We start from the raw sequence: 26,785 nt of genomic DNA, 5'->3' as shown, positions 1-26,785 counted from the left end.
GAAGCCACGGTACGCGAGTGCACGACGCGGCCAGCTTCTATAGTGGATTCAATCAATAGCTGGAATGCATAGATGTCCGAGCAAATCAACCGCCTGCGCCAGATGCTGGAGCAGGCGGAAACCATTGTGGCGCTGACAGGCGCCGGCATGAGCACCGAGTCCGGCATCCCGGACTTCCGTTCCGCCAACGGCCTATGGTCGCGCGGCATGAGCCTGGCCGAGGTGGTGTCCATCGATTATTTCCGCCGCGATCCGGAGGCGTTCTGGCAGGCGTTCCGCGAAATATTCCGCATCAAGCTGATCGGCGACTACCGGCCCAACGAAGGGCACCAGTTTCTGGCGGAACTGGAGCAGCAAGGCAAGCGGGTGACGGTGCTGACCCAGAACATCGACGGCCTGCACGCGCGCGCCGGCAGCGGCCGGGTGCTGGAGCTGCACGGCAGCTTGCTGACCGCCAGCTGCCCCAGCTGCGACACCACCCACGCGCTGGATTACGTGCTGCACCATCCGCTGCCGGTCTGCCGGTTGTGCCACGACGTGCTCAAGCCGGACGTGGTGCTGTACGGCGAGGCGGTGCCCTTGATTGAGCTGGCCTTCGACGCCGCCTTGCAGGCGGATCTGCTCTTGGTGATGGGCTCGTCGCTGGAGGTGTCGCCGGTCAACCTGATTCCGCTGGAAGCGGCGCAGGCCGGCGTGGCCACCGCCTTGATCAATTACACGCCTACGCGCATGGACCACGCCTTCGATCTGCGCATCCTGGGCGGCATAGGGGAGACCTGCCGCGCCTTGTCCGGGGCCTGAGAACCTGTTCATAGTCTGCTGCGCGTCGTGAAGCGTTGCACGGCGAGTACGAGCTCAAAATGCTCATATACCACGTGTACATTCCGCTTTTTCGCCAGTTTTCGCCTTGTCTCGCCCTTGCTCGCGAGACTTTGACTAGGCGCTGAGCGCGCGGGCGGCAGAAGCAGGGCGGCGAAGCTTCGCGTAAAAATTCATTTGGTATTTCTGTGGCAAGCTCCTATCTTTAAACATGTTGCAAAACCGTTGAAAAGGGGAATTTACAAATGGATGCCATCAACTGGAGTCACTGGTCCGATCTGGCGGTGAAAATCGGCCTCAACATCGTGTCGGCCATCTTGCTGTGGCTGGTGGGCCGCTGGCTGATCAATTTCGCCACCCGCCTGCTGGACGCCAAGCTGGCCAGCAAATCTCTGGACCACACCATCCGCCAGTACGTGAAGTCTTTCCTGGACGTGACGCTGACCATCGTGCTGGTGATCGGCATCCTAGGCTTCTTCGGGGTGCAGACCACCACCTTCGCCGCGGTGATCGCCGCCGCCGGCGTGGCGGTGGGCATGGCCTGGAGCGGCTTGTTGGCCAACTTCGCCGCCGGCATCTTCTTGGTGGTGCTGCGGCCGTTCAAAGTGGGCGATCTGGTGGGCGTGGCCGGCGTCGTCGGCACGGTCAAGCACATCGGCCTGTTCGCCACCGCGGTGGACACGCCGGACGGGGTGCTGACCCTGGTCGGCAACAACAAGATATTTTCCGACACCATCCAGAACTTCAGCGCCACCGAGCAGAGACGGGTGGACCTGAAAGCCCAGTTGGCCGCCAGCGCCGATCACGCGGCGGCGATGAGCTTGCTGCGGGAGACGGTGGCCAAGGTGCCCAATGTGCTGGCCAGCCCGGCGCCGGACGTGGGCCTGCTAGAGTTCACGCCCTTGGGGCCGGTGTTGGCGGTACGGCCGTATTGCAAGCCGCAGGACTACTGGCAGGTGTATTTCGACAGCAACCGCGTGATTCGCGAAACCCTGGCTGCCGGCGGCTTCCCGGCGCCGGAGCAGGCGATGGTGGTGCGTCAGAGCTGAGCGCCGCGGACGCCAGACGACAACGGGGCCGACGGCCCCGTTTTGTTGTCCGCTTCCCGGTTCAGCGGACGCCGTTCTGACGCGCGAACTCGTCCATCTGCCGCTTGAGCTTGGGCAGCAAGCGCTGGTTGAGGTCCTGCATCACCGCCGGACCGGTTTCCGCCACGATCTTGGGCATCAGCCGCAACATCTTGCTGCCGGTGGGGGTTTGATAGAAAGCGCTCATCTCGCGGATCTCGGCGACGCTGAAGTGCTTGCTCAGCGCCTGGACCTGCACCTCTTGCAACAACTTGCGGGTTTCGGCGGACTGGAAATAGGCTTGTTGGGTTTTCCGCAGCTGTTGCAGAAAAGCGCCGACCTTGTCTTTGCAAGCCGGCGTCTGCGCGCAGTTCGGCTGGCTTTGCCACAGCTGCTGCTCCATTTGCTGCTGCATGGTGGCTTCCATCTGCTGCATCGTCTGCACGATCATCTCGTCGTAACGCATCGCCTGCAGCAACGCTTTGGCGGCGGCGGCGCTGTCTTCGGCGGCGAGCGCCGGGCCGGCGTGGAACAGCGCGGCGCACAGGCCGGCGGCGAGAAGAGGCTTAAGGCGCATGGTCGTTTCTCTTGTTGGAATAAACGACCATGCTGATGGCTCTGATGATTGGCGTCAATTGAGTGGAGTCTTGCTCAAGAGGCCGGCGGGAAATCTCCCAGATCCTCACAGCGCTCCACTAGCAAGCTGTCCGGGCTGGCGTTGGGAACGTAGACCTGGTTGACCGGCGACGGCGGGTAGTTGGGGTCCGGCGCGCAATCGGCGCTCTGGCCCGGTCCCACCGCCACCTGGGCGCCCACTTTCAATTGGCAGCGCACCACGCGGTTGAGCTGGCTCCAGCTCGGGCAGATGGCGTTGGCGGCGCGGTAGGCGGCCACCGGCCCTTGCGGCGCGCTGAACGACCACCAGCGGCCCAGCCGCGAATTGGCCTTGCCGCTGTCGTACACCCGGTAGACCGTCACGGTTTGATCCGCGGCGTCCTGGCGCCGCACCTGGCCGGTGCACAGGCCGCCTTTGCCGGGCTGGCCCAGCGCGCTGTTCAGCAAAGCGGGATTGTCGACCGTGCTCATGCCCGGCATCGGCGGCTGGGTCTGGCCGGCGCAGCGGTCGCTGCCGGGCGTGGACGCGCAGCCCAGCAAGAGGGCGCAGACGAAGGCGAGCAAGCCATGGCGACAGTTCAGGGACATACGGAATCTCCTATGCGGACAAGCTTGGGATGGGGCGGCGCGGGAGCGCGCCAGTCTTGAAGCTAGAAAATGCCTTTGGCATTTTCAATTGGAGAAAGGGGCGGCTGGCAGAAAGGACAGGCGAAAAAAGAGGGCGTCGACATGGTCGACGCCCGCAAGCTGTAGGAACACTCGGGTACTACGTTTACAGCAACTTCATTGCTTTGACTTAGGCGACCTGGCGGTTCTTGCCGCCCGGCTTCAACTCGCTCAGCAGCTGCGTTTGTTTGCTCTTGGCCTGCTGGTAGTTGCGCTCCTTGATGTGGCCGAAGCCGCGCACGCCTTCCCAGGTTTTCACCAGCTCCACCACGCGCGGCAGCGCGTCCAGCGTCAGTCCGCTCAGCAAGTCTTCCACCTGCCGCTCAAACTCGCCGATCAGCCGACGCTCCAGCTTGCGGTCGGCCTGCCGGGCGAACGGGTCCAGCAGGGTGCCGCGCAGGAAGCGCAGTTTGGCCAGCCACTTCATGCCGGTCAGCAGCCAGGGGCCGAAGGCCACTTTGCGCGGCTGCCCGCCGGTGATCCAGCCGGCGCCGATGTGGAAGCGTAGCTGGTAATCGCCGTCAAACTGCTGCGCCAGCTCGCGCTGGAAGCCGCCGTCTGTGTAGAGCCGGGCCACTTCGTACTCGTCCTTGTACGCCAGCACATGGTAGTAATTTTTGGCCACCGCCAGCGTCAGCGCGCTGCTTGCCGGGTTCAACGCTTCCTCGGTCTGACGCACCCGCGCCACCAGCGCCTTGTAGCGTTCGGCCAGCGCCGCGTTCTGATAGGCGGTCAGCGCGGTGGCGCGATGGTGCAGCACGGCGTCAGGGGTTTCACGTGGAACGAAGGCCACCACCGCCGACGGGCTGACCAGCGCTTCGATGCGCGCCGGATCGTGGGCGGCGTGACGGCCCCAGCTGAAGGCGTCCTGGTTGAACTTGACCGCGGCGCCGTTCAGACGCACCGCTTCCATGATTGCTTCCAGCGTCACCGGCACCAAGCCCTTTTGCCAAGCGTAGCCAAGCATGAACATATTGCTGGCGATGGCGTCGCCCAGTAGGGAGGTGGCCAGCCGGGTGGCGTTGACCTCGCTGTAGCGGCCGGCGCCGACAGATTCGACGATGGCGTCCTTCATCGCCTTGCTGGGGAAGCGCACATCCGGGTTCTTCAGGAAAGCGCTGGTTGGCGATTCGTAGTTGTTGACGATGGCGTGGCTGAAGCCGTCGCGCATTTTGGCCAGCGCCTCCTCGGCGGCGGTCACCACCAGGTCGCAGCCCAGCACCAGGTTGGCGTCGCCGGCGGCGATGCGCACGGCGTGCAGCTTGTCCTGACTGTCGGCGATGCGCACATGCGACCACACCGAGCCGCCTTTTTGCGCCAGGCCGGCCATGTCCAGCACGGTGACGCCTTTGCGGTCCAGATAGGCCGCCATGCCCAGCACCTGGCCTATGGTGACCACGCCGGTGCCGCCCACGCCGGTGACCATGATGCTGAACGGTTCGTGGAGTTGCGGGATCGTCGGTTCCGGCAGTGTGGGCATCGCGCTCAGGCTGGCGCTGCTGCCGGCGGATTTCTTCAGCTGGCCGCCTTCCACGGTGACGAAGCTGGGACAGAAGCCTTCTACGCAGGAGTAGTCCTTATTGCAGCTGGACTGGTCGATCTTGCGCTTGCGGCCCAGCGGGGTTTCCACCGGCAGCACCGACAGACAGCCGGATTTCTGGCCGCAGTCGCCGCAGCCTTCGCATACCTGCTGGTTGATGAAGGCGCGCTTGGCGGGGTCGGGGAAGTCGCCGCGTTTGCGGCGGCGGCGTTTCTCGGCGGCGCAGGTCTGATCGTGGATCAGGATGCTGGTGCCCTCGACTTCGCGCAGTTCTTTTTGCAGCCGGTCCAGCTCGCGGCGGTGGAATACTTCCACGCCGGCCGCCAAGCCCTGGACGTTCTGGTATTTGTCCGGGTCGTCGCTGGTGATCACGATGCGCTTGATGCCTTCCGCCGCCAGTTGGCGGGTGATCATCGGCACGTCCAGATAACCGTCCACATGCTGGCCGCCGGTCATCGCCACCGCGTCGTTGTACAGAATCTTGTAAGTTATGTTGACCTTGGCGGCCACGGCGGCGCGTATGGCCAGCAGACCGGAGTGGAAATAGGTGCCGTCGCCCAGATTGGTGAAGATGTGTTTGGTGTGAGTGAACGGCGCCTGGCCCACCCAAGTGATGCCTTCGCCCCCCATCTGGGTGAAGGTCTTGGTGCTGTCGGCCTGAATCCAGTGCGCCATGTAGTGGCAGCCGATGCCGGCGACGGCGCGGCTGCCTTCCGGCACCTTGGTGCTGGTGTTGTGCGGACAGCCGGAGCAGTAGTGCGGCACGCGGGCGATGGATTCGCGCGGTTTGACCAACTGGGCTTCCTTGTCGTCGTAGAACTTCAGCCGGTCGTGGATGATGGGGCTGTCGAAGATCAAGGCCAGCCGGCCGGCGATGGCGCGCGCTATCATCGCCGGGGTCAGTTCGCCGGCGGCCGGCAGCAGCCAGTCGCCGTGGGGCAGCGCCCATTCGCCTTTTTCGGCGAATTTGCCCACCACGCGCGGCCGCACGTCGTCACGCCAGTTGTACAGCTGCTCTTTCAGCTGGTATTCGATGATCTGGCGTTTTTCCTCCACCACCAGGATTTCTTCCAGCCCTTCGGCGAACTGGCGCACGCCTTCCGGCTCCAGCGGCCACACCATGCCCACCTTGAAGATGCGCAGGCCGATGTCGGCGGCCAGCGCCTCGTCTATGCCCAGATCGTCCAGCGCCTGCATCACGTCGAGATAACTCTTGCCACAGGTGATGATGCCCAGCCGCGGCTTGGGAGAGTCCAGAGTGATGTGGTTCAGCTTGTTTTCGCGGGCATAGGCCAGCGCCGCGTACAGACGGTGGTGCAGCACGCGTTTTTCCTGCGCCAGCGGCGCGTCCGGCCAGCGGATGTTGAGGCCGTCCTCGGGCAAGGGGAAGTCTTGCGGAATCTTGAACTGCAACCGTTCCGGCGAGATGTCGACGATGGCCGAGCTTTCAATCGTGTCGGATATCGCCTTGATGGACACCCAGCAGCCGGAATAGCGGCTCATCGCCCAGCCGTGCAGGCCGTAATCTATGATTTCCTGCACCCCGGACGGGCTCAGCACCGGAATCATGCTGGCGGCCAGGATGTGATCGGACTGGTGCGGGAAGGTGGAGGATTTGGCGGCGTGGTCGTCGCCGGCCACCAGCAGCACGCCGCCGTGGCGGCTGGTGCCGGCAGCGTTGCCGTGCTTGAGCACATCGCCGGAGCGGTCCACGCCCGGGCCCTTGCCGTACCACAGCGCGTAGACGCCGTCGTATTTGGCGCCATCGAACATATTCACTTGCTGAGTACCCCAGACCGCGGTGGCGGCCAGGTCCTCGTTAAGGCCGGGATGGAACACGACATTGTGTTCCTGCAGGTATTTGCCGGCCTTCTGCATGGTTTGGTCTACGTTGCCCAGCGGCGAGCCGCGGTAGCCGGTGACGTAGCCGGCGGTATTCAGCCCGGCGGCGCGGTCCAGCTGTTGTTGCAGCATGGGCAGGCGCACCAGCGCCTGAATCCCGGTCATCAGCACCTGGCCGGTGGGGGCCGTGTATTTTTCTTCCAGGTCTGCGTGGCGGATCGACATGATTTCTCCTCCTGTCATTCTCGGGCGCGTCCCGCGGGCGCCAGCGCCGCGCTGTGGACGTCCCATCGCTTGTGGCGATGGGCCGGCCTGCGCCTTGTGGGCGCGTGCGGCCGGCCTTCTCCTTAAGTTTTAGACCCGCTGGCCCGACGCCACCGCCCCTAAGAACATATTTACGATCGTAAACAGCTTCTACCCTGGGCGGCGGCTCGGTGTGTCTGCGCCCGCCGCATGGTTGCGGTCTGTGCGGCGCCGACGGCTTCTCCTTTGTTGTCAGCGGTTGAGCTCCATCTCCAGCCGGTGTTGTTTTTGATCGCCGGCTGCTTGGCATGTCGGCGCGGTCCCTGGTCCGGGGCTGGATTCTAGAGTCTTTTCTCTATTTGATCGGACTATAAGTTACGTTTACGTCAACGTCAAAGAGATTGACTGATGTGGACGTCGACTGCGGCGATTGTGCCAGCGCAGCATGCTTGCCATCTGGAAAGTCATTGTTTTGAATAATGAACAATCTGTTGATTGAATAGCGGTTTTTCCGCTGTGGCAATTTGGTTAAGCTGTCATCCTGACCCCCTCCCTTGCTGTGTGAAATTCCATGAGTTCAAATTCTTCTACTTCCGAAAGCGGCCGCGGCGTCGCTTTCACCGTTGCCGCCTTCATCTGTTGGGGTCTGTTTCCGCTGTACTGGAAGCCGCTGCACGAAGTCCCGGCTTTGCAAATTCTGTGCCACCGCATTGTTTGGTCGGCGGTGTTCGTCGCTGTGGTGCTGACCGTGCGCAATCATTGGGGCTGGCTGCCGGCGGCGGTGCGCGAACCCCGCAAGCTGGGCATTTTCGGCCTGTCTTCCTTGTTGCTGTCGTTGAACTGGCTGATCTACATCTGGGCGGTGAACGCCGGCCACGTGGTGGAGGGCAGCCTGGGCTACTTCATCAACCCGTTGTTCAACGTGCTGCTGGGCAGGCTCTTTCTGTCCGAGCGTCTGAGCGGTTTGCAGAACGCCGCCTTGCTGCTGGCGGCGGGCGGCGTGGCCTGGATCACCTACAGCGCCGGCGCCTTGCCGTGGATCGCGCTGTCGTTGGCGGCCACCTTCGGCCTGTACGGTCTATTGCGTAAGAAAGCGCCGCTGGCTTCGCTGGAGGGGCTGGCGTTGGAAACCTTCCTGATGACGCCGCTGGCGGCAGGAGCCTTGGTCTGGTTCGAATGGCAGGGACAGGGGACTTTCGGTCATGGTTCCGCCATGCAGACCAGCTTGCTGATCGGCGCAGGCGTGGTGACCGCGGTGCCTTTGTTGCTGTTCGCCGCCGGCGCGCGCCGGCTCAAGCTGGCTACGGTGGGAGTGATTCAGTACATCGGCCCCAGCATCCAATTGGCGTTGGGCGTGTTGTTGTTCGGTGAAGCGTTCGATAGCGGTCGTGCCATCGGCTTCGGCCTGATCTGGGCGGCATTGCTGTTGTACTCCATCGCCGGATTACTGCAAATGTGGCAGGGGCGGCGCGCCGCAGCGGCCTGAGTTTTCCCCCGCCAGAGCAGCCCGCGTTTCGCAAGAAACGCGGGCTGTTTTCATTAGGAGAGTTTGCTATAAACCACTCAATGGGCCGTCGCCGGGCACTTCCGGTTCCGGCCCATTGCCGAGCCGAATCCGGCCCGTGTCCGCAGTTCCATAGCACCGAGCGCGGCCGCACCGCGCCGCCCATGCATCGTTATGATGCCGTTGCCGCCCTGATTGCCCCAAAAACAAGCATTCGCACCGAGCTGCCTTCGTGCTGCCGGCGGCGGAGTGACATGGTCAATATTTTGCAAGGAGGCGCGTCATGGCGCTCTATCTGGTTAGCGTGGTTTTCTTTGGTTCGGACCTTTTGATCCGCTTGGCCCTGCGCGCGCGTTCCCGCGCCTGGGTGGGCGCGGCCTTGGCGGCGGGTTTGTTGCTGGCTTGCATGCTGTATCCGATGCTGAGCGATTGGGCCTTGCCCTATATGCCGGACGAGCACGGCATGCAGATTTACGCGGCGCTGGTGGGCCTGCAACTGGGGCTGACCGACGCGGCCATTTCCACGAGCCTTGCCCGTTATCTGGGCTGGTGGCGCTGAGCGACTAGGCTGGACGGCCGCGTCGGAGGGCGTGGCCGCTGCTGTTTTTTTGTCATGCCATTAGAATGTTTCACGCAGATTATGCTTGACGTCATGCCGGCCCGGTAGCAGACTGCGCAGCGTCGCCAGGCCCCACAAGCTTGACGGCGCATGCCGGACGTCTTTCCGCTCCCCGCGGGCCAGCCGTCCATGATCTTTATCGTTCTTTACAGGTTACGCCATCATGGCATTGTTCTTTATTCCCCTGTCGCGTCACTTGCTGCGCGACATCCTCGGCGACGACCACGCGGCGTCGGCCGATAAGGCATGGCAAGAAAGCCAGGCTCAGCACCAAGATCAACAAAGGCAATACCAGCGCCAGGAACTGGAACAGCGCATTCACCGGCTGCGGCTGGAGAAGGGCGGCTTATGTTGAGCCCCTTGCTCTACAGTCGGCGCCTGATGCTGCGCGATTTCCGCCCGGATGATCACTCGGCCTACACGATGGCGCGCAGCGGCCGCGAGTTCGCTCGTCATTACCCGCCTGAAGAAGTGACGCCGGCGCGCAGCGGGCAATTGTTGCTGCGCTTTTTGGAACAGCAGCGCGACTCCCCCCGCCGTGGCTGGCAGCTGGCCATTGTGCGCGGCGAAGACAAGGCGCTGCTGGGCTCGGTGGGCTTGCGCGGGCTGGAGCGCGGCGGCGAAGCCGGCTTCGGCATCGAGCTGGCGGAATCGGCCTGGGGCCAGGGCTACGCGCTGGAAGCGGCGCGGATGATGCTGGACTTCGGCTACCGCCAGCTGGGCTGGCACCGGATCTGGGCCGATTGCGCGCCGGGCAACATCGCCATGTTGCAATTGGCGCGACGGCTGGGTTTCGTGGTTCAGCCGCTGGGCGCGGAGCCGCGGCTGAGCCTGCTGTTGTCCGCGGTGCCGCCTCCGTTCCCCGGCCCTCGGCGCGAAGTGCTGCAATGGGCCGCCGCCAGTTGTTAGAGCCAGTTCACGATCTCGCGAGCTAAGGCGAGACAAGGCGTTGCGGCTGAGAAAATAGAGTACATGAGCATTTCGAAGGGGCTTTCAACGCCGTCTCGCCGACGCTCAGCGGACATTGAACAGGTTCTTAGCGATGGGAGCGGCTCGCACTTGACCCGTGTGGAACGCGCGCGCACACTCAATGCAAATTTCATAAACAGACTGTCCAGGCCTGCCAAAAGCGGCTGATGGACAGCGCAAAGGAGAGTAGCAAGATGACAGCGATTGCCGAACTGCGCGCGGAGTTCGACCAGCTCAACCGCGATTACCTGGTGGTGCATAAAACCAAGGAAGACCTGTTCTGGGACACCTATATGGCGGTGTCCGACGATCACGACGGTTTCGCCCGCGCCGAAGCCGACTACAAGGCCTTTATCTCCAGCCCGGAACGGCTGGCGGCGGTGCGCGCGGCGTTGGAGCGTTTGCAGGCGCAGCCGGCCGGCGCGGAGCGCGACGACTTGCTGCACGGCTATCAGGGTTGGTTGGCCCTGTTTGAAAGCAACATCATAGACAGCGCGGCGGCGCAGGAGCAGATGCGCCGGCTGATCGAGATGGAGGCCGAGTTGTTCGCCAAGCGCCGCGACCTCGCGCTCAGCCACATCAACGAGCGCGGCGAGCGCGAAGAGGCGACGCTCACCACGCTGGCCATCAATATGGCCACCAACCCGGATCTCGCCGCGCGTAAAAGCTCGCACGACGCCTTGCTCGACCTGGAGCGCTGGGTGCTGGACAACGGCTTTCTCGACATCGTCAAACAGCGCAATGCGCTGGCGCGCAGCCTGGGCAGCGCCGATTATTTTGAGCACAAGGTGCGCAAGAACGAGCAGATGACGTCGGATGAATTGTTCGCCGTGCTCGACGATTTCGAAGCGCGCACCCGCGACGCCAATCAGCGGGCGCTGCGGCGCTTGGCCGACGACAAAGGCGCGGACGCGCTGCTGCCGTACAATTTGCGCTTCCATATGAGCGGCGACGTGACTCGGCAGATGGATCCCTATCTGCCGTTCTCCAAAGCGGTGGAACGCTGGGTGCTGAGTTTTCGCCGGCTGGGCGTGCAGTATCGGCAGGCCACCATGCAGCTGGACCTGGTGGAGCGCAAGGGCAAGTATCAGAACGGCTTCTGCCACGGGCCGGTGCCGAGCTTCTACGACGGCGGCCGCTGGGTGCCGGGCCGGATCAATTTCACCGCCGATGCCACGCCGGATCAGGTGGGCAGCGGCGCGCGGGCGATCAATACCTTGTTCCACGAAGGCGGTCACGCCGCTCATTTCGCCAATGTGATCCAGAACGCGCCGTGCTTCTCCCAGGAGTTCGCGCCCACTTCGATGGCGTACGCCGAAACTCAGAGCATGTTCTGCGACAGCCTGCTGAACGACGCCGATTGGCTGAAGCGCTACGCCCGCAACGCCGCGGGCGAGGCGATGCCGGACGCGCTGATCCGCGCGCGCATCGAGGCGACCCAGCCTTTCTTCGCTTTCTCCGAGCGGTCCATCGCCGTGGTCGCTTACTTCGAGCGCGAGCTGTACCGGCTGCCGGAAGCGGAACTGACGCCGGAGACGGTGTTGGCGCTGGCGCGCCGCTGCGAGCGCGAGATCCTGGGCGTCGAATGCGGCCCGCGGCCGCTGTTGGCGATTCCGCATTTGTTGAACCAGGAGTCGGCGGCGTCTTATCACGGCTATTTGCTGGCGCATATGGCGGTGTATCAGACCCGAGCCTACTTCCTGCGCGAATACGGCTACCTGACCGACAACCCGGCGATCGGCCCGCTGCTAGCCGAACATTACTGGGCCCCGGGCAACAGCCTGGATCACGACGCCACTTTGCTGAGCCTGACCGGCGAGCATTTCAACGCTCGATACCTGGCGGAGGCCTGCGACCTCCGCGTGGACGAGGCCTGGCGTGAAGCGAAGCGGCTGATCGCCGCCGCCGTGGAACGGAACTACGCGCGGGATTACCCGGAGCGGCTGGACGCGACGATACGGCTGGTGCACGGCGCCGAACTGATCGCCGACAACGCCGCGGGGGAGGCGGAAATGTGCCGCCGTTTCGAAGCCTGGGTGAGGGAGCGTTATCCGGCCGCCGCGCACTAAGAGCGGCTAACAAAACTCCTGATGCTGCGTTGCGCCGACTTGCCGTACTCAAGTACTGCCTGCGTCGGCGCGCCTTGCCTCAGACGTGAAACTGACTTTTGTTAGCCGCTCTAAGAACCTGTTTACGATCTGCTGCGCGTCGGTAGAGAGATTGTGCGATGAGTGCCGTCTTCGAAATGCTCATGTACCCTTGGTACATTCCGCTTTTTCGCAAGTTTTCGCCTTGTCTCGCTCTAGCTCGCGGGATCGTAAACAGGATCTTAAGAACGCAAAAACGGCAGCCCACGGGCTGCCGTTTTCTTTGTCGACGCTCAGGCCTGGCGGTAGATCAGCCGGCCCTCGAACAGCAATTCGCTGGCGTCCAGCCGGGCGTCGCCGCTGGGCGGCGCGGCGCGCTCGAACACGAAGCGCTGGCCCTGATATTCGATCCAGGCGTTGATAGGCTCGCCCTGGAAACGACCCAGCACTTCCTCTGAACGGGTGACGAAGGCGTTGTCGGGCAGCACGAAGCCTTGCTGCGCGGTTTCCGCCGGGGCGTCCTCCAGCGTCCAGTTGTCGTCGCCGGGCGGTTGTGGATCGTTGCGGGTGGCCATTTGCAGCCACATGCGAAAGGCCCAGTGGGGGAGCAGTACGCGGTGAACACGTTTGTCGTCGGTAATCACGCAACGCACCGGAAAGCCGACGCCGCAGGACGGGCAGCGCGCCTGGGCCGCGAGGAAGATCTTGTCCTGCTGCTTGCTGGCTATGCCTTCCATATGCTCCGAGCCCACCATTGCGCGGCAGCTGGGGCAGTGTTTGCCGAAGCGGCGCACGCTGTTGCCGTTGGCAAAGGAAATCGGCAGGAAACGGGAAATCTTGTCGGGTCTGGCCATCGCTAGGGGTTCCGGAACTGAAAAACGCGGTCCGCCGGGCTGAGGGCCGCGGCGATTTCGGCCCTCATTATACCCCGGCCTCGGCGTGGAAGGGCTCCAGCGTCAAGCGGCAAGCCATGCGATGGTTGGCGCCGGGAGCAAGCTCTCGGACATCGTCGCCGGCGTTGGCGGTTTCCACGCAGACGAAATCAAGCCAGGCGGTTGTCGGCAAGTCGCCCAGCAAGGCCGTCTTTTCAGCCCCCGGGTTCCATACCACCACGCTGCCGGCGCCTTCCGCTGTGACGCGAATGCAACGTTGCCAGACCGGGTCGCGGAGCAAGGCGGGCCGCTCGCTGTAAACAATGCTGTCCACTTCGCCGTGAAAGCGGAATTCGCCGTCCGGCCAGCGGCTTTCGCGGCCCGCCACCTTGTCGTGACAGCGTGCGCCGTCCAGGCCGGACAGCGTGGCCAGACGCGCATCGCCCACGGCTAGATAGCTGTGCAGCGCGGCGCCCAGCCGCAGGGGACGATCCCCGTGGTTGCGAGTGGTTAGCGCCGCCTCCACCGCCGCGCCCAGCCGGTATTCCATTTCCGCCGTCAGGCCGTCGTGTTCGGGGCCGGAGAGTTTCACGTGGAACGTACCGGCGTCTTCCCGGACCTCGTCCAGACGCCAGGCTTGCGTGCGCGCCACGCCGTGGGCCGGCTGAGCCGGGTCGCAGGGATGCGGGCCGAACCAGGGCCAGCACAGTGGCACGCCGCCGCGTATGGCCTTGCCCGGCTGGTAGCGCGCCTGCGGCGACAAATACAGCAAGGGCTGCTCGCCGGCGGGGCGAAAGCTGAGCAGTTGACCGCCCAGCAAGGATATTTCCGCGTGGAAATCCGCCGCGGCGATCACGAGAATATCGACGCCGGGCGCGCGGTTGGACAGCGAGGCGGCGGGAGGCAGGGCGACGGACATACGGGCTTCCTGGCAAAAAACCGATGATAGCGCGCTATAGCCAGCGGCGCAGCGTCCATAGCGGACCGATCAGCAGGAATTGCAGGTCGCGCAAGAAGGAGGGCTTTTTGCCCTCGATCGCGTGGCCGACGAACTGGCCGATCCAGGCGACGACGAACAGCCCCAGAGAGAAGAGCGCCAGCGGTAGTCCGGCGCGCGTCGCCCCCTCCAGCGCCAGCAGCATGGGCAGGCACATCGCCGCCATGGCCAGCGCCGGGGTTCGGCCCAGCCGCCAATAGAAGGCCAGGCCGGCGGCTACCGCCAGCCAGGCCGGATTCAGCGGCGCCGGCACGCTGGAGAGCAAACCCAACAGAGCGAACACGATGGCGGGCACGCAGATTTTGTGGATGCGGATATTGACGGGATGGCGGTGACTGAGATCATACTCTTGCAACCATTGCTCAAGCGTCATGTCAGGCCTCGCAAACGGGCGACGGGTTTCCATCTTGGCGCAGACGCGGGACGGCGGCAATGCCCGCGGCCGGTTTTGTCTGCGCTGGATCAGGGGCTTGCGAGCCGCCTTGGGCTACAATCCTTTTGCCAACCGTTCAATCTTCTAGGTCCCAAGGTGTCATCCACAGCACAACCGCGTTATCTGCGCATCAAGGAATACATCCTTGAAGGCATCCGTTCCCGCCAGTTTCTGCCCGGCGGCAAGATTCCGCCCGAGCTGGAGTTGGCGCGCCAGTTCCAAGTGTCGCGCATGACCGTCAACAAGGCGGTGCGCGATCTGGCCGAGGCCGGCATTCTGCTGCGCTTCGCCGGCGACGGCACTTATGTGGCCGAGCGCAAGGCCGAATCGCCTTTGCTGGACATCAACAATATCTCCGAGGAAATCGAGGCGCGCGGCCACCGCCACAGCGCCGACGTTTACGAACTCAAGGCCGTGCTCGCCACCGAGGACGTGGCTTTGCGCCTGGGGGTGAAGGAAGGCAGCACGGTATTCCGCTCCTTGATCGTGCACCGTGAGGACGACGTCGCCATCCAGTTGGAAGACCGCTACGTCAACCCGGCCTTCGCGCCGGATTACCTGGAACAGGATTTCAGCAGCCGCACGCCCAACGACTACCTGATGAAAAATTGTCCGCTGACCGATATCGAGCACAGCGTGGAAGCGGTGCTGCCCAGCGCGGCGGAGCAGGCAATGCTGGACATGACGGCGCGCGAACCCTGCCTGTTGGTTTTACGCCGCACCTGGTCGCACAAGAAGCTGGTCAGCTTTGCGCGGCTGACCCATCCGGGCTCGCGCTATAAGCTGCGTTCGCAAACCCGGGTCAAGCGTTGAGCGCCCGCGCCGTGGCGCCTGATGGTTCGCGGCGTTTTAATGTATATACAAATTGGCGTTGAATTTTCGCGTTCGTGCAAGCCGCCCTCGGGCGGCTTTTTTGTTGCCATGCAACATCAAATGATTGTCCTATAAGTAAAATCTGCCAATTCGGCCTATTTACAAAAATCACGGCTCCAAACTTGACAGGCAGTTTGGATAGGATTAATTGTATATACAAATAACCCGCAGCGAGCCCACCATGAGTCAAGCCGAAACGGATCGCCGCAGCCTGTGGATCAACGCCAGGCTGGCGACGATGGACCCGAGCCTCCCGGCGCCTTACGGCGCGTTGGAAGGCCATGCGCTTTTGCTGGAAGCCGGCCGCATCCTCGCGTTGCCGCCGGCCGCGGGCATTGACCCCGAGGGCTTCGACGGCGCGGTGATCGACGCCAAGGGCGCTTGGATCACCCCAGGCTTCATCGATTGCCACACCCACTTGGTTTACGGCGGCAACCGCGCCGCCGAATGGGAAAAGCGCCTCAACGGCGTGCCTTATCAGCAGATCGCCGCCGAGGGCGGCGGCATCGTATCCACCGTGCGCGCCACTCGGGCGCTGGACGAGGCCGGCCTGGCCGCCGCCGCCAAGCCGCGGATGCGCGCGCTGATGGCCGAGGGCGTGACCACGGTGGAAATCAAGTCCGGCTACGGCCTGAGTCTGGAGGACGAACTCAAGCAATTGCGCGCGGCGCGGCGCTTGCGGGACGAACTGCCGGTGGAGGTGTCCGCCACCCTGCTGGCCGCCCACGCATTGCCGCCGGAGTTCGCCGGCCGCGCCGACGCCTACATCGACCATATCGTCGACGCCATCCTGCCTGCCGCAGCCAGCGCCGGCTTGGCCGAGGCGGTGGACGCTTTCTGCGAAAGCGTGGGATTCAGCCCGGCGCAGACCCGCCGCGTGTTCGAGGCGGCGCGCGCCCACGGCCTCAAGATCAAAGGTCATGTCGAGCAGCTTTCCAATCTGCACGGCGCCGAACTGGTGGCCGAGTTCGGCGGCTGGTCCGCCGATCACGTTGAATACCTGGACGCCGCCGGCGTGGCCGCGTTGAAGGCCGCCGGCACCGTGGCGGTGCTGCTGCCGGGCGCCTTCTATTTCCTGCGCGAGACCCAGAAACCGCCGGTGGAACTGCTGCGCGCCGCCGGCGTGCCGATGGCGGTGTCCACCGACCTCAATCCCGGCACCAGCCCGTTCGCCTCCATCCGGCTGGCGATGAACCAGGCCTGCGTCTTGTTCGGCCTGACGCCGGAAGAGGCGCTGGCCGGCGTCACCCGCCATGCGGCGCAAGCGCTGGGCCGCGGCGGCAGCCACGGCCGGCTGGCCGCCGGTCATGTCGCCGACTTGTTGGTATGGGACATCGATTCGCCGGCCGAGATCGTCTACGGCCTGGGCGACAATCCTTTGCGCCAACGCGTATTCCGCGGCGTGGCGCAGCATATGAAAGGCTGTTGAAGCATGAGCGTGGACATGAGTGTTTGGAGCGGCCGGGTTGACGCCGGCGAGGGCGATCTGGCGCGGCGCTGGCATCAGCTGGCGCGCCCCTACGCCGCCGGCCTGGAGCCGGGCGTCGGTATTGTCGGCTTTGCCTGCGACGAGGGCGTGCGGCGCAACCAGGGCCGCGTTGGCGCGGCCGCCGGGCCGACGGCGATCCGCAAGGCGCTGGCCAATCTGGCCTGGCACCAAGCGCTGCCTTTGTGCGACGCCGGCGACGTGGCCTGCGCCGACGGCGACCTGGACGCCGCGCAGGTGCGGCTGGGCGAACAGGTACGCCGGCTGCGCGCCGACGGCCACTTTCCGCTGGTGCTGGGCGGCGGTCACGAAACCGCCTACGGCACTTGGCGCGGCCTGGCGGCGGCGCATCCGGGCAAGGTGATCGGCATTGTCAATTTCGATGCCCATTTTGACCTCCGCGAAGCGGCCGAAGCCACTTCCGGCACGCCGTTCGCCCAAATCGCCGCCGACTGCGCGCAAGCCGGCCGGCCTTTCCACTATCTGTGCCTGGGCGTGGCCGAGCCGTCCAACACCCAAGCGCTGTTCGCCCGGGCCCGCGCGCTGGGCGTGCAATGGACGTTGGACAGCGACATGACGCTGGATACCTTGTCCACGGTGCGCGGCGCGATGATGGCCTTCGTCGATCAGGTGGACATCGTCTACCTGACCATAGATCTGGATGTATTGCCCGCCAGCGTGATGCCGGCGGTTTCCGCCCCCGCCGCCATGGGGGTGGCGCTGCCAGTGGTTGAGGCCCTGGTCCGGCGCCTGGCCGAAAGCGGCAAATTGGCGGCCGCCGACCTGGTGGAATTGAACCCGGCCTTCGACATCGACAGCCACGGCGCCAAGACCGCCGCCCGGTTGGTATGGAGCATAGGCCGGCACCTGAAACAAGCCTGAACCCGATAGTAGCGATAGCGTCATTCCCCGCCCGCCGGGTCACAACCGGCGGCGGGCTTACAAAGGAGAATACCGATGTCCGACCCGCGTTTTGATCCGACCCGCCACATCCGCGCGCCGCGCGGAGCCGAATTGACTTGCAAGAGCTGGCTGACCGAAGCCGCCTACCGCATGATTCAGAACAATCTGGACGCGGAAGTGGCCGAGCACCCGCAAAGCCTGGTGGTGTACGGCGGCATCGGCCGCGCCGCCCGCGACTGGAAGTGCTACGACACCATCCTGGACGTGCTCAAGCGTCTGGAGGACGACGAAACCCTGCTGGTGCAATCCGGCAAGCCGGTGGGCGTGTTCAAGACCCACGCCGACGCGCCGCGCGTTTTGATCGCCAACTCCAATCTGGTGCCGCACTGGGCCAACTGGGAACACTTCAACGAGCTGGATAAGAAGGGCCTGATGATGTACGGCCAGATGACGGCCGGCTCCTGGATCTACATTGGCTCGCAAGGCATTGTGCAGGGGACCTACGAAACCTTCTTCTCCGTGGCTAACCAACACTTCGACGGCAAGCCGCAAGGTCGCTGGATTCTGACCGGCGGCCTGGGCGGCATGGGCGGCGCCCAGCCGCTGGCCGCCACCATGGCCGGCTTCAGCATGATCGCCGTCGAATGCGACGAGACCCGCATCGATTTCCGTCTGAAAACCCGTTATGTGGACCGTAAGGCCAAGACCTTGGACGAGGCGCTGGCCATCCTGGATGAGGCCAAGCACAGCGGCAAGGCGGTGTCGGTGGGCCTGTTGGGCAACGCCGCCGACGTGTTCACGGAACTGGTTGAACGCGGTATTACTCCGGATGTGGTCACCGACCAGACCTCGGCCCACGACCCGGTGCACGGCTATCTGCCGCAGGGCTGGACCGTGGAGCAATGGCGCGCCAAGCAGAAAACGTCCGCCGCCGAAATCACCGCCGCCGCCAAGCAGTCGATGGCGGTGCAGGTGCGCGCGATGCTGACTCTACAGCAACGCGGCGCCGCCACGCTGGACTACGGCAATAACATCCGCCAGATGGCGCTGGAAGAAGGCGTGGCCAATGCGTTCGACTTCCCCGGCTTCGTGCCGGCCTATGTGCGCCCGCTATTCTGCGAAGGCATCGGCCCCTTCCGCTGGGTGGCGCTGTCCGGCGACCCGGAAGACATCTACAAGACCGACCAGAAGGTCAAGGAATTGATTCCGGACGATCCGCACCTGCATAACTGGCTGGATATGGCCAAGGAGCGCATCAGCTTCCAGGGCTTGCCGGCGCGCATTTGCTGGGTGGGCCTGAAGGACCGAGCCCGCCTGGGCCTGGCCTTCAACGAGATGGTCAAGAACGGCGAGTTGAAAGCGCCCATCGTGATTGGCCGCGACCACCTTGACTCCGGTTCGGTGGCCTCGCCCAACCGCGAGACAGAAAGCATGAAGGACGGTTCCGACGCCGTGTCCGATTGGCCTTTGCTGAACGCCTTGCTCAACACCGCCGGCGGCGCCACCTGGGTGTCGCTACATCACGGCGGCGGCGTGGGCATGGGCTTCTCCCAGCACTCCGGCGTGGTCATCGTCTGCGACGGCAGCGACGCCGCCGCCAAGCGGGTGGGCCGCGTGCTGCGCAACGACCCGGGTACCGGCGTGATGCGTCACGCCGACGCCGGCTACGAGATCGCTGAGAACTGCGCGAGAGAGCAGGGCTTGGATCTGCCGATGCTGAAGCGCTGAGCATCGCGGACAGCGGTCATGGACGATGGCGCCGAGTTTCGGCGTCATCGGGCGGTTTGGCCGTTACGCTCAAGCAACAGATTTGGCGCCATAACTATTCCAAGCCGAACTGTCGAATGCCGCTACAAAGGAGACATCGCTGATGAGTGTCGAGCATTCCCTGCCGTTTTCCCCGAATAACGTCAGCGCCTTGCTGCGTTTGCTCACTTATAGCCTGATTGGAATCCTGCTGTTTTTCCTGCCCCTGGAGATTGCAGGCAACTCCACGATTCCCTTGGACCACGCCGCCAGTTATCTGGCCAATGCGCAGCGTGAGCTGGCGGTGACGTTGGTGATGTTGCTGATCGCCTATGGCAGCATCGCGCCGTTTGTTTCCGGACGCTGGCGCGTTAGCGCCGTCAACATAGTGTTCAGCTTGCTAAAGTTGGCCGGTTTGGCGCTGGCGATTCTGTATCTTACCCGCCTGGGGCCGTCGCTGTTGTTCGAAAAGGATATGTTGCCCTTCTTGTTCGACAAGCTGGCTTTGACGGTGGGCCTGATCGTGCCGCTGGGCGCCGCCGCCCTGGCGTTTCTGATCGGTTTCGGCCTGCTGGAGTTGGTGGGCGTACTGATGCAGCCAGTGATGCGGCCGATATGGCGCACGCCAGGCCATTCCGCCATTGACGCGGTGGCTTCTTTTGTCGGCAGTTATTCGGTGGGTTTGCTGATTACGAACCGAGTGTTTCTGGAAGGCAAGTACACCATACGCGAGGCCGCCATCATCGCCACCGGGTTTTCCACCGTGTCGGCGGCCTTCATGGTGATTGTGGCCAAGACGCTGGGCTTGATGCCGATCTGGAATTTCTACTTCTGGTCCACTCTGGTGGTGGCGTTTACCGTGACCGCTATCACCGCCTGGCTGCCGCCAATCTCGCGCATGGATAATCAGGGCGGCGTGCGCGATGAACTGCCGGCCGGCATGACGCGCTGGCAGGCGGCCTTGGCCGCCGGTTTGCGGCAGGCCAAGGCTGCGCCGAGTCTGACGCGGGTCTTGATCGTGAATCTGCGCGATGGCCTGGCCATGGCGGGCGCCGTGGTCCCTTCCATCCTTTCGGTAGGGCTGATCGGCTTATTGCTGGCACGGTATACGCCCTTGTTCGATGTGCTGGGCCTGTTGCTGGCGCCGGTGGCATGGTTGGCTGGTTTGAGCGAGCCGATGTTGACAGGCAAGGCCCTGGCCGCAGGGCTGGCGGAAATGTTCTTGCCGGCGATCCTGCTGAAGGACGCTGATTTGCTGGTGAGGTTTGTCGCCGCGGTGGTGTCGGTCAGTTCCGTGCTGTTTTTCTCGGCTTCCATTCCCTGCATCCTGGCGACCAGAATTCCGCTATCGGTACGGCATCTGGTGTTGATCTGGCTGCTGCGCACGGTGTTGGGAATATTGCTGGCCGCCGGCATCGGTCATCTAGCGCTGTGGCAGGGCTGGTTGGGCTGAGATGGGAAGGCTGGAATCTACCGTCGGGGAGGCTCGGCAATGCGGGGGCCGGCCAAACACGGATAATAAGCGACAATTTCAGGATTGCACCTGAAGATCGGAATTGAGGAGACACTAAATGGAGCAACAAACGTTGACGCGCGGTCTGTCCGCCCGTCACATCCGTTTCATGGCGCTGGGCTCGGCCATCGGCACCGGCTTGTTCTACGGTTCGGCGGCGGCGATACAAATGGCCGGCCCGGCGGTATTGCTGGCCTATCTGATTGGCGGCGCCGCCGTCTACATGGTGATGCGCGCGCTGGGCGAGATGGCGGTGCACAACCCGGTGGCCGGTTCCTTCGGCCATTACGCCACCAGCTATCTGGGCCCCTTGGCTGGGGTGATCACCGGCTGGACCTACGCCTTTGAGATGATCATCGTCTGCCTGGCCGATGTGACCGCCTTCGGCATCTATATGAGTTTGTGGTTTCCGGAAGTGGACCGCTGGGTCTGGGTGCTGAGCATCATCTTCTTCATCGGCGCCTTGAATCTATGCAGCGTCAAGGTGTTTGGCGAAATGGAGTTCTGGCTGTCCATCGTCAAGGTGGGGGCTATCGTCGCGATGATCATCGGCGGCGTGGCCATCATCCTGTTCGGTTTTGGCAGCGCCGAGGCCAGCGGCCTGCACAATCTGTGGTCGCACGGCGGTTTCATGCCCAATGGCTGGGGCGGGGTGGTCGCCTCGTTGGCGGTGGTGATGTTCGCCTTCGGCGGCATCGAGATCATCGGTATTTCCGCCGGCGAGGCGCAGGACCCGCAGCGCACCATCCCGCGCGCGATCAACGCGGTTCCGGTGCGTATCCTGTTGTTCTACGTGCTGACGCTGACCGTGCTGATGTCGATCTTCCCGTGGCCGAAGATCGGCAGCCAGGGCAGCCCCTTCGTGCAGATTTTCGAAAGCCTGGGCATTCCCGCCGCCGCTCACATTCTCAACGCGGTGGTGATCTCGGCGGCGATTTCGGCGATCAACAGCGACATCTTCGGCGCCGGCCGCATGTTGTACGGCATGGCGCGTCAGGGCCAGGCGCCGCAGAGTTTCGCCAAGCTGTCGGCCAACGGCGTGCCGTGGATGACGGTGTTGGTCATGGCCGCCGCCTTGTTGTTGGGCGTGGTGCTCAATTACCTGATGCCCAAGGACGTGTTCTTGCTGATCGCCTCCATCGCCACCTTCGCCACGGTGTGGGTGTGGCTGATGATCTTGCTGTCTCAGGTGGCGATGCGTCGCCAGATGAGCAAGGTACAAGCCGCGGAGCTGAAATTCCCAGTGCCGTTCTGGCCGTACGCGCCGCTGGCGGCGATAGGCTTCATGTTGTTTGTGATCGGCGTGCTTGGTTACTTCGAGGATACCCGCTCTGCGTTGCTGGTGGGCATGGTGTGGGTGGCGTTGGTGGTGGCTGGACATTTCCTGTGGAGCCGGGTGTTGGCGCCCGGCGTGGAGGCCCAGGCTCAGCGCGACGCCGCGTAAAAGCGCGGCGCAAGGTTTTTTATCCGGTGGGCGCGTGCTCGCCGGAACATTCAAGCCGCTTGCCGGCAGGGCGCGATAACACAAAACCAGCGCTCACCGCGGCGAGCGGCGCTGCAAACGCTTTATGAAGGAGAATCTCAGATGGTATTGAACATTGTTCCCGGCACACTCAGCCTGGCCGAGCTGCGTCGCGTTTCACGTGAAACCGGTTTGCAACTGAAACTGGATCCGTCCAGCCACGCAGCCATCGACGCCTCCGCCGCCACCGTGGCGCGGGTGCTGTCCGAAGGCCGCACCGCTTACGGCATCAACACTGGTTTCGGCTTGCTGGCCAATACTCGCATCGCGCCGGAAGAGCTGGAATTGCTGCAGCGCTCCATCGTGCTGTCCCACGCCGCCGGCATCGGCGCGCCGATGGACGAATCCACCGTGCGCCTGGTAATGGCTTTGAAGATCAACTCGTTGGCACGCGGTTTTTCCGGCATCCGCCGGTTGGTGATTGAGGCCTTGATCACCCTGTTTAACCAGCGCATCTACCCGGTGATTCCACAAAAGGGCTCGGTGGGCGCGTCCGGTGATCTGGCGCCGCTGTCGCATATGAGCGCGGTGCTGATCGGAGAGGGCGAAGCCTTCGTCAACGGCACCCGCGTGCCGGGCGCGGTGGCGATGCGTTCCGCCGGTCTGGAGCCGATCACCCTGGCGCCCAAGGAAGGCCTGGCTTTGCTGAATGGTACTCAGGCATCCACCGCTTTCGCGCTGGAAGGCTTGTTCGCCGCGGAAGACCTGTACGCCTCGGCCTCGGTGGCCGGCGCGCTGTCAGTGGAAGCCGCGCTGGGCAGCCGCACGCCGTTTGACGAGCGCATCCACGCGGTGCGCGGCCACGCCGGCCAGATCGACGCCGCCCGCATCTACCGCAGCCTGCTGGAGCATAGCGAGATCGAGCGTTCGCACGAGAATTGCGGCAAGGTGCAGGATCCTTATTCGCTGCGGTGCCAGCCGCAAGTGATGGGCGCCTGCCTGACCCAGATCCGCCAAGCGGCCGCGGTGCTGGTGGTGGAGGCCAACTCGGTGTCCGACAACCCGTTGGTGTTCGCCGCGGACAACGAGATACTGTCCGGCGGCAACTTCCACGCCGAGCCGGTGGCCTTCGCCGCCGACAATCTGGCCTTGGCGCTGGCTGAGATCGGCTCGCTGTCCGAACGCCGGATGGCGCTGCTGATCGACAGCAATCTGTCCAAGCTGCCGCCCTTCCTCGTCAACAACGGCGGGGTCAACTCCGGTTTCATGATCGCCCAGGTCACCGGCGCGGCCTTGGCCTCGGAAAACAAATCGCTGGCGCATCCGGCCTCGGTGGATAGCCTGCCTACCTCTGCCAACCAGGAAGACCATGTGTCGATGGCCACTTTCGCCGGCCGCCGCCTGCGCGACATGGCGGGCAACACCGCCGGCATCCTGGCGGTGGAGTTGCTGGCCGCCTGCCAGGGCGTGGACTTCCGCGCGCCGCACAAGACCTCGGCCAAGTTGGAAGCGGCCAAGGCGGAGTTGCGCGAGCAAGTGAGCTTCTACGACAAGGACCGCTACTTCGCGCCTGACATCGAGAAAGCCGCCGCGCTGGTGGCTAGCGGTTCCTACAACCGCTTCGTCGAGGCCGGTCTGCTGCCGTCGCTGTAATCGCGAGATCGCCAGCCGTCTTCGCATGGGGGCGGCTGGCGTTTTGGCATCCGCGAGTTGGTTTGGACGCGCGGACCAGAATGAAGAATCAGCAGGCAATGACCTGTGGAGTTCGGGGAGTGGAGCCCGGCGATGCCGGGACGCCAGACTATCGATGCGCTCGCCATTGACGAGCGCCGACGAGGAGATTCCCATGAACGCCGTGGTATTAGCCGTATTGGTCATGATGGCCTTGAGCCTGTCGCGGGTGCCGGTGGTTTTGGCCCTGATTCTTTCCGCCGCCATTGGCGGCATTTACGCGGGCATGTCGCCAGAGGCGGTGGTGCAGGCGTTCAACGGGGGCTTGGGCGCCGGCGCGCCGGTGGCGCTGGCCTATGCGACCTTGGGCGCTTTCGCCATTGCGCTGTCGCGCACCGGCATTGTGCAGGGGCTGTCGGGCCGGATTGTCGGCTACATCCAGTACGGAGGGCACTCGGAGCGCATGCTGCTGGTGGTCAAGTGGAGTTTGCTGGTTTGCCTGGTGTTGGCCGGCTTCGCCTCGGGCACCGTCATTCCGGTGCATATCGCCTTCATCCCCATTCTGGTGCCGCCCTTGTTGCTGGTGATGAACCGGCTGCAACTGGACCGGCGCGCGGTGGCCTGCGCCATCACCTTTTCCATTACCGTGATGTATATGACGATGCCGATCGGCTTCGGCGCCATCTTCCTCAACGACATCCTGGTGGGAAATATCAACAAGGCCGGTGCGGTCAGCGGTTTTCAGGTGGGTTTGAGCGCGGCGCCTTTGGCCATGCTGATTCCGGCATCGGGCATGGTGTTTGGTCTGGCGCTGGCCTTGTTGTTCAGCTATCGGCGGCGGCGCACTTACCTGGACGTCGCCGTGACCGGCGGCGAGCGCGGCAGCGTCAAGTTGGGTCCTTGGCAGCGGGTGTCCATCGGCGCGGCCTTGCTGCTGTCCTTGCTGGCGCAGCTGTGGACCGGTTCCATGGTGTTTGGCGGCCTGGTGGGTTTTGCCTTGATCTCCGGGTCCGGAGTGATGCGCTGGACCGAACTGGACAGCCACTTCACCCAGGGCATGCGCCTGATGGCTCAGGTTGGCTTCATCATGATCGCCGCGGCGGGCTTCGCCAGCGTGATGAACGCCAGCGGCGATGTTCAGTCGCTGGTGCGCTCGTCGGTGGCGCTGATTGGAGACAACCGCGGGCTGGCCGCTTTCATGATGTTGTTGGTGGGCTTGCTGATCACCATGGGGATAGGCTCGTCCTTCTCCACCGTCCCCATCATCGCCTCCATCTATGTGCCGTTGGCCCTGGGCTTCGGGTTTTCCGAACTGGCCATCGTCTCGCTGGTCGGCACCGCCGCGGCCCTGGGCGACGCCGGCTCGCCGGCGTCGGATTCCACTTTGGGGCCGACCGCTGGTTTGAACGCAGACGGCCAGCATGACCATATGTGGGGGACGGTGGTGCCCACCTTCCTGCATTTCAACCTGCCCTTGCTGGGCTTTGGCTGGATCGCCGCGATGCTGCTGTGAGGGCATGAAAAAGCCCCGTTGAGCGGGGCTTGATTGAAGAGGCGAGCCGGGCTTAGAGCCAGCTCAAAGTCTCGCGAGTTAAAGCGAGATAAGGCGAAAACAGCTGAGGAAGCGGAATGTACAGATGGTACATGAGCATTTCGAAGCGGTTTTTAACGCAGTATCGCCGACGCGCAACAGGCTTTGAACAGGTTCTTAAAACACCACCGGCTCGTCCGGACGCACCGGCGCCGCGGATTGGCCGAAAATATCCTTCCAGCCGGTGTAGGCGGTCACGTATAGCACCGGGAACCACAGCAAGAGGCCCAGGCCCAGCGGTATCATCGCGATGAAGGCCAGCACCGCAAGCATCAGGCCGCTGACCAGCACCGAGCCCCAGTTGGCGAGGCCGGCTTGCAGGCTGGCGCGGATCGCCTGCCACGGGCCGGCTTGGTTCAGCGTCACCAGCGCCGGCGCGAACCAGTAAGCCAGACTGACCAGAAAGATGGCCACCCCGCCGATGAAGGCGAACAGCGCGATGGGGCCGGCGATCACCGGGATCGCGTTGGGGTCGCTCTTGGCCACGCTCACCCCCATCGCGCCCATCAACAGGCCCAGCGCAATGCCGATGACGATCAGGATGGCCAGGTACAGCATGCCCACATTGATCAGCGGCCGCAGCGCGGTCTTGAAGCCGGCGAACAAATCACCCAACTCCAGCTCCGATCCCTGCTCGCATTTCTTCGCCGCCAGGATGAAGCCGGCGGCGAACACCGGCGCCAGGAAGAAGGACAGCGGGCCGCCCAGCAAGGGAATCATGCTGACGATGAAATTGATCACCAAATAGGCCAGCGCCAGCAGAATCCAGGTCAGCGGCTGCTGGCGGACAATGTAGAAGGCCTCCACGATCCAGCGCCAGCCGCGCCCGAAAGCGACTTTGCGCGGAGCGGGTAGGGCATCGAATGATTGCATCTAAATCTCCAAAAAGGTTGTGCCAAACAAGCCGGCGGCGCTTGGCGGCGCCTGCCTGCTCGCGTCGTTGCGTCGTTTGCGCGGCAAAAAGACAGAGCCAGACTGACCGCGATTTGCGACGCGGGTTTCCCCGCTTGAGCCTTTTATCCGCATTATGCCCATTCGTCATCAATGAAATCGGGAGCGGAATCATTCGCAGGCTTTTGATTCAAAATGCATTTTGCGGCTACATAGGCATTATCTTGCAAAACGGCCGCATCCGGCTATTTTTCGCGCCCCTTCATGCCGCCGCGGTATTCCACATGGCGCAGCGGTTGCCGCCCATGGTGAAAATCAGCGATAATTCCATGATTTTGCGACGGTTGGTCCATGCCGGAGGCATGTTCGGGTGGCG

At 63.7% G+C, this 26,785-nt stretch carries 22 protein-coding genes; 15 read left to right on the top strand and 7 right to left on the bottom strand.

The window, feature by feature from the left end; genetic code table 11:
* Positions 1–72 precede the first annotated feature (72 nt).
* Together GYH29_RS23570 and GYH29_RS23565 are read left to right on the top strand one after the other, a co-directional pair.
* Positions 73–801, top strand: a complete 729-nt coding sequence (locus GYH29_RS23570) for an NAD-dependent protein deacylase (protein ID WP_019100646.1) — start codon at positions 73–75, stop codon at positions 799–801.
* 263 nt (positions 802–1,064) lie between these two features.
* On the top strand, positions 1,065–1,868 hold the full coding sequence (locus GYH29_RS23565; RefSeq protein WP_043589154.1) for a mechanosensitive ion channel family protein: 804 nt from the start codon (positions 1,065–1,067) through the stop codon (positions 1,866–1,868).
* A 61-nt stretch (positions 1,869–1,929) separates the two neighbouring features.
* Here the strand turns inward: GYH29_RS23565 and GYH29_RS23560 are convergent, their stop codons facing one another.
* The 3 genes from GYH29_RS23560 to GYH29_RS23550 form a co-directional block, all read right to left on the bottom strand.
* A complete protein-coding gene (locus tag GYH29_RS23560; RefSeq protein WP_019100413.1) occupies positions 1,930–2,463 on the bottom strand; it encodes a DUF2059 domain-containing protein in 534 nt (177 codons plus the stop codon).
* A gap of 74 nt (positions 2,464–2,537) precedes the next feature.
* Positions 2,538–3,089, bottom strand: coding sequence for a hypothetical protein (locus tag GYH29_RS23555; protein WP_019100414.1), 552 nt, complete (start codon positions 3,087–3,089; stop codon positions 2,538–2,540).
* Between the two features lie 208 nt (positions 3,090–3,297).
* Entirely contained in the window at positions 3,298–6,774 is a 3,477-nt protein-coding gene (locus tag GYH29_RS23550) for an indolepyruvate ferredoxin oxidoreductase family protein (protein ID WP_019100415.1), read from the bottom strand.
* 589 nt (positions 6,775–7,363) lie between these two features.
* Between GYH29_RS23550 and rarD the strand changes: the two genes are divergently transcribed.
* The 5 genes from rarD to GYH29_RS23525 all read left to right on the top strand — a co-directional run bounded on the left by rarD (position 7,364) and on the right by GYH29_RS23525 (position 11,953).
* Entirely contained in the window at positions 7,364–8,278 is a 915-nt protein-coding gene (gene rarD / locus GYH29_RS23545; RefSeq protein ID WP_043589155.1) for an EamA family transporter RarD, read from the top strand.
* Positions 8,279–8,579: 301 nt separating this feature from the next.
* On the top strand, positions 8,580–8,855 hold the full coding sequence (locus GYH29_RS23540; RefSeq protein ID WP_019100417.1) for a hypothetical protein: 276 nt from the start codon (positions 8,580–8,582) through the stop codon (positions 8,853–8,855).
* A gap of 223 nt (positions 8,856–9,078) precedes the next feature.
* Positions 9,079–9,270: a hypothetical protein gene (locus GYH29_RS23535; RefSeq protein ID WP_019100418.1), complete on the top strand. Its 192-nt coding sequence runs from the start codon at positions 9,079–9,081 to the stop codon at positions 9,268–9,270.
* Positions 9,264–9,824: a GNAT family N-acetyltransferase gene (locus GYH29_RS23530; RefSeq protein WP_052051843.1), complete on the top strand. Its 561-nt coding sequence runs from the start codon at positions 9,264–9,266 to the stop codon at positions 9,822–9,824. The genes GYH29_RS23535 and GYH29_RS23530 overlap by 7 nt, the downstream gene beginning before the upstream one ends.
* Positions 9,825–10,078: 254 nt before the next feature.
* Complete coding sequence (locus GYH29_RS23525) at positions 10,079–11,953, top strand: M3 family metallopeptidase (protein ID WP_161524482.1); 1,875 nt, start codon at positions 10,079–10,081, stop codon at positions 11,951–11,953.
* A gap of 311 nt (positions 11,954–12,264) precedes the next feature.
* Here the strand turns inward: GYH29_RS23525 and GYH29_RS23520 are convergent, their stop codons facing one another.
* From GYH29_RS23520 to GYH29_RS23510, 3 genes are all read right to left on the bottom strand, one after another.
* Positions 12,265–12,825, bottom strand: coding sequence for a hypothetical protein (locus tag GYH29_RS23520; RefSeq protein ID WP_161524481.1), 561 nt, complete (start codon positions 12,823–12,825; stop codon positions 12,265–12,267).
* A 67-nt stretch (positions 12,826–12,892) separates the two neighbouring features.
* Complete coding sequence (locus GYH29_RS23515; protein WP_043589157.1) at positions 12,893–13,762, bottom strand: D-hexose-6-phosphate mutarotase; 870 nt, start codon at positions 13,760–13,762, stop codon at positions 12,893–12,895.
* A 34-nt stretch (positions 13,763–13,796) separates the two neighbouring features.
* Positions 13,797–14,213: an Mpo1 family 2-hydroxy fatty acid dioxygenase gene (locus tag GYH29_RS23510; RefSeq protein WP_043589163.1), complete on the bottom strand. Its 417-nt coding sequence runs from the start codon at positions 14,211–14,213 to the stop codon at positions 13,797–13,799.
* A 156-nt stretch (positions 14,214–14,369) separates the two neighbouring features.
* Here GYH29_RS23510 and hutC point away from each other — a divergent pair, with 156 nt between their 5' ends.
* The 8 genes from hutC (at position 14,370) to GYH29_RS23470 (ending at position 25,440) form a co-directional block, all read left to right on the top strand.
* The gene (gene hutC / locus GYH29_RS23505; RefSeq protein ID WP_019104164.1) at positions 14,370–15,086 is read left to right on the top strand and encodes a histidine utilization repressor; all 717 of its coding nucleotides are present in this window, start codon (positions 14,370–14,372) and stop codon (positions 15,084–15,086) included.
* Between the two features lie 241 nt (positions 15,087–15,327).
* The gene (hutI, locus tag GYH29_RS23500; protein ID WP_161524480.1) at positions 15,328–16,575 is read left to right on the top strand and encodes an imidazolonepropionase; all 1,248 of its coding nucleotides are present in this window, start codon (positions 15,328–15,330) and stop codon (positions 16,573–16,575) included.
* A gap of 15 nt (positions 16,576–16,590) precedes the next feature.
* Positions 16,591–17,514 carry a formimidoylglutamase gene (hutG, locus tag GYH29_RS23495; protein WP_152596845.1) on the top strand — a complete coding sequence of 308 codons (924 nt, stop codon included), beginning with the start codon at positions 16,591–16,593 and terminating at the stop codon, positions 17,512–17,514.
* Positions 17,515–17,589: 75 nt separating this feature from the next.
* Positions 17,590–19,263, top strand: coding sequence for a urocanate hydratase (gene hutU / locus GYH29_RS23490; RefSeq protein ID WP_019104161.1), 1,674 nt, complete (start codon positions 17,590–17,592; stop codon positions 19,261–19,263).
* A gap of 142 nt (positions 19,264–19,405) precedes the next feature.
* Positions 19,406–20,734 carry a YjiH family protein gene (locus tag GYH29_RS23485; protein WP_019104160.1) on the top strand — a complete coding sequence of 443 codons (1,329 nt, stop codon included), beginning with the start codon at positions 19,406–19,408 and terminating at the stop codon, positions 20,732–20,734.
* Positions 20,735–20,852: 118 nt separating this feature from the next.
* Complete coding sequence (locus GYH29_RS23480; RefSeq protein ID WP_019104159.1) at positions 20,853–22,238, top strand: amino acid permease; 1,386 nt, start codon at positions 20,853–20,855, stop codon at positions 22,236–22,238.
* 141 nt (positions 22,239–22,379) lie between these two features.
* Positions 22,380–23,909 (top strand): histidine ammonia-lyase, encoded by a 1,530-nt coding sequence (gene hutH, locus GYH29_RS23475; RefSeq protein ID WP_019104158.1) that lies wholly within the window; start codon positions 22,380–22,382, stop codon positions 23,907–23,909.
* A gap of 193 nt (positions 23,910–24,102) precedes the next feature.
* On the top strand, positions 24,103–25,440 hold the full coding sequence (locus GYH29_RS23470) for a Na+/H+ antiporter family protein (RefSeq protein ID WP_161524479.1): 1,338 nt from the start codon (positions 24,103–24,105) through the stop codon (positions 25,438–25,440).
* Positions 25,441–25,635: 195 nt separating this feature from the next.
* Here the strand turns inward: GYH29_RS23470 and GYH29_RS23465 are convergent, their stop codons facing one another.
* On the bottom strand, positions 25,636–26,391 hold the full coding sequence (locus tag GYH29_RS23465) for a BPSS1780 family membrane protein (protein WP_161524478.1): 756 nt from the start codon (positions 26,389–26,391) through the stop codon (positions 25,636–25,638).
* Positions 26,392–26,785 lie beyond the last annotated feature (394 nt).

The sequence above is a fragment of the Chromobacterium haemolyticum genome (assembly GCF_009936155.1).
Lineage (GTDB): Bacteria > Pseudomonadota > Gammaproteobacteria > Burkholderiales > Chromobacteriaceae > Chromobacterium > Chromobacterium haemolyticum.
The sequence above is the reverse complement of the archived record's forward strand: the minus strand, read 5'-3'. Positions and strand labels throughout refer to the sequence as shown.

Excerpts from the sequence above, each read along its gene's own strand:
- GYH29_RS23570 (WP_019100646.1), top strand. The coding sequence starts at position 73 with ATGTCCGAGCAAATCAACCGCCTGCGCCAGATGCTGGAGCAGGCGGAA.
- GYH29_RS23565 (WP_043589154.1), top strand. The coding sequence starts at position 1,065 with ATGGATGCCATCAACTGGAGTCACTGGTCCGATCTGGCGGTGAAAATC.
- GYH29_RS23560 (WP_019100413.1), bottom strand. The coding sequence starts at position 2,463 with ATGCGCCTTAAGCCTCTTCTCGCCGCCGGCCTGTGCGCCGCGCTGTTC.
- GYH29_RS23555 (WP_019100414.1), bottom strand. The coding sequence starts at position 3,089 with ATGTCCCTGAACTGTCGCCATGGCTTGCTCGCCTTCGTCTGCGCCCTC.
- GYH29_RS23550 (WP_019100415.1), bottom strand. The coding sequence starts at position 6,774 with ATGTCGATCCGCCACGCAGACCTGGAAGAAAAATACACGGCCCCCACC.
- rarD (WP_043589155.1), top strand. The coding sequence starts at position 7,364 with ATGAGTTCAAATTCTTCTACTTCCGAAAGCGGCCGCGGCGTCGCTTTC.
- GYH29_RS23540 (WP_019100417.1), top strand. The coding sequence starts at position 8,580 with ATGGCGCTCTATCTGGTTAGCGTGGTTTTCTTTGGTTCGGACCTTTTG.
- GYH29_RS23535 (WP_019100418.1), top strand. The coding sequence starts at position 9,079 with ATGGCATTGTTCTTTATTCCCCTGTCGCGTCACTTGCTGCGCGACATC.
- GYH29_RS23530 (WP_052051843.1), top strand. The coding sequence starts at position 9,264 with ATGTTGAGCCCCTTGCTCTACAGTCGGCGCCTGATGCTGCGCGATTTC.
- GYH29_RS23525 (WP_161524482.1), top strand. The coding sequence starts at position 10,079 with ATGACAGCGATTGCCGAACTGCGCGCGGAGTTCGACCAGCTCAACCGC.
- GYH29_RS23520 (WP_161524481.1), bottom strand. The coding sequence starts at position 12,825 with ATGGCCAGACCCGACAAGATTTCCCGTTTCCTGCCGATTTCCTTTGCC.
- GYH29_RS23515 (WP_043589157.1), bottom strand. The coding sequence starts at position 13,762 with ATGTCCGTCGCCCTGCCTCCCGCCGCCTCGCTGTCCAACCGCGCGCCC.
- GYH29_RS23510 (WP_043589163.1), bottom strand. The coding sequence starts at position 14,213 with ATGACGCTTGAGCAATGGTTGCAAGAGTATGATCTCAGTCACCGCCAT.
- hutI (WP_161524480.1), top strand. The coding sequence starts at position 15,328 with ATGAGTCAAGCCGAAACGGATCGCCGCAGCCTGTGGATCAACGCCAGG.
- hutG (WP_152596845.1), top strand. The coding sequence starts at position 16,591 with ATGAGTGTTTGGAGCGGCCGGGTTGACGCCGGCGAGGGCGATCTGGCG.
- hutU (WP_019104161.1), top strand. The coding sequence starts at position 17,590 with ATGTCCGACCCGCGTTTTGATCCGACCCGCCACATCCGCGCGCCGCGC.
- GYH29_RS23485 (WP_019104160.1), top strand. The coding sequence starts at position 19,406 with ATGAGTGTCGAGCATTCCCTGCCGTTTTCCCCGAATAACGTCAGCGCC.
- GYH29_RS23480 (WP_019104159.1), top strand. The coding sequence starts at position 20,853 with ATGGAGCAACAAACGTTGACGCGCGGTCTGTCCGCCCGTCACATCCGT.
- hutH (WP_019104158.1), top strand. The coding sequence starts at position 22,380 with ATGGTATTGAACATTGTTCCCGGCACACTCAGCCTGGCCGAGCTGCGT.
- GYH29_RS23470 (WP_161524479.1), top strand. The coding sequence starts at position 24,103 with ATGAACGCCGTGGTATTAGCCGTATTGGTCATGATGGCCTTGAGCCTG.
- GYH29_RS23465 (WP_161524478.1), bottom strand. The coding sequence starts at position 26,391 with ATGCAATCATTCGATGCCCTACCCGCTCCGCGCAAAGTCGCTTTCGGG.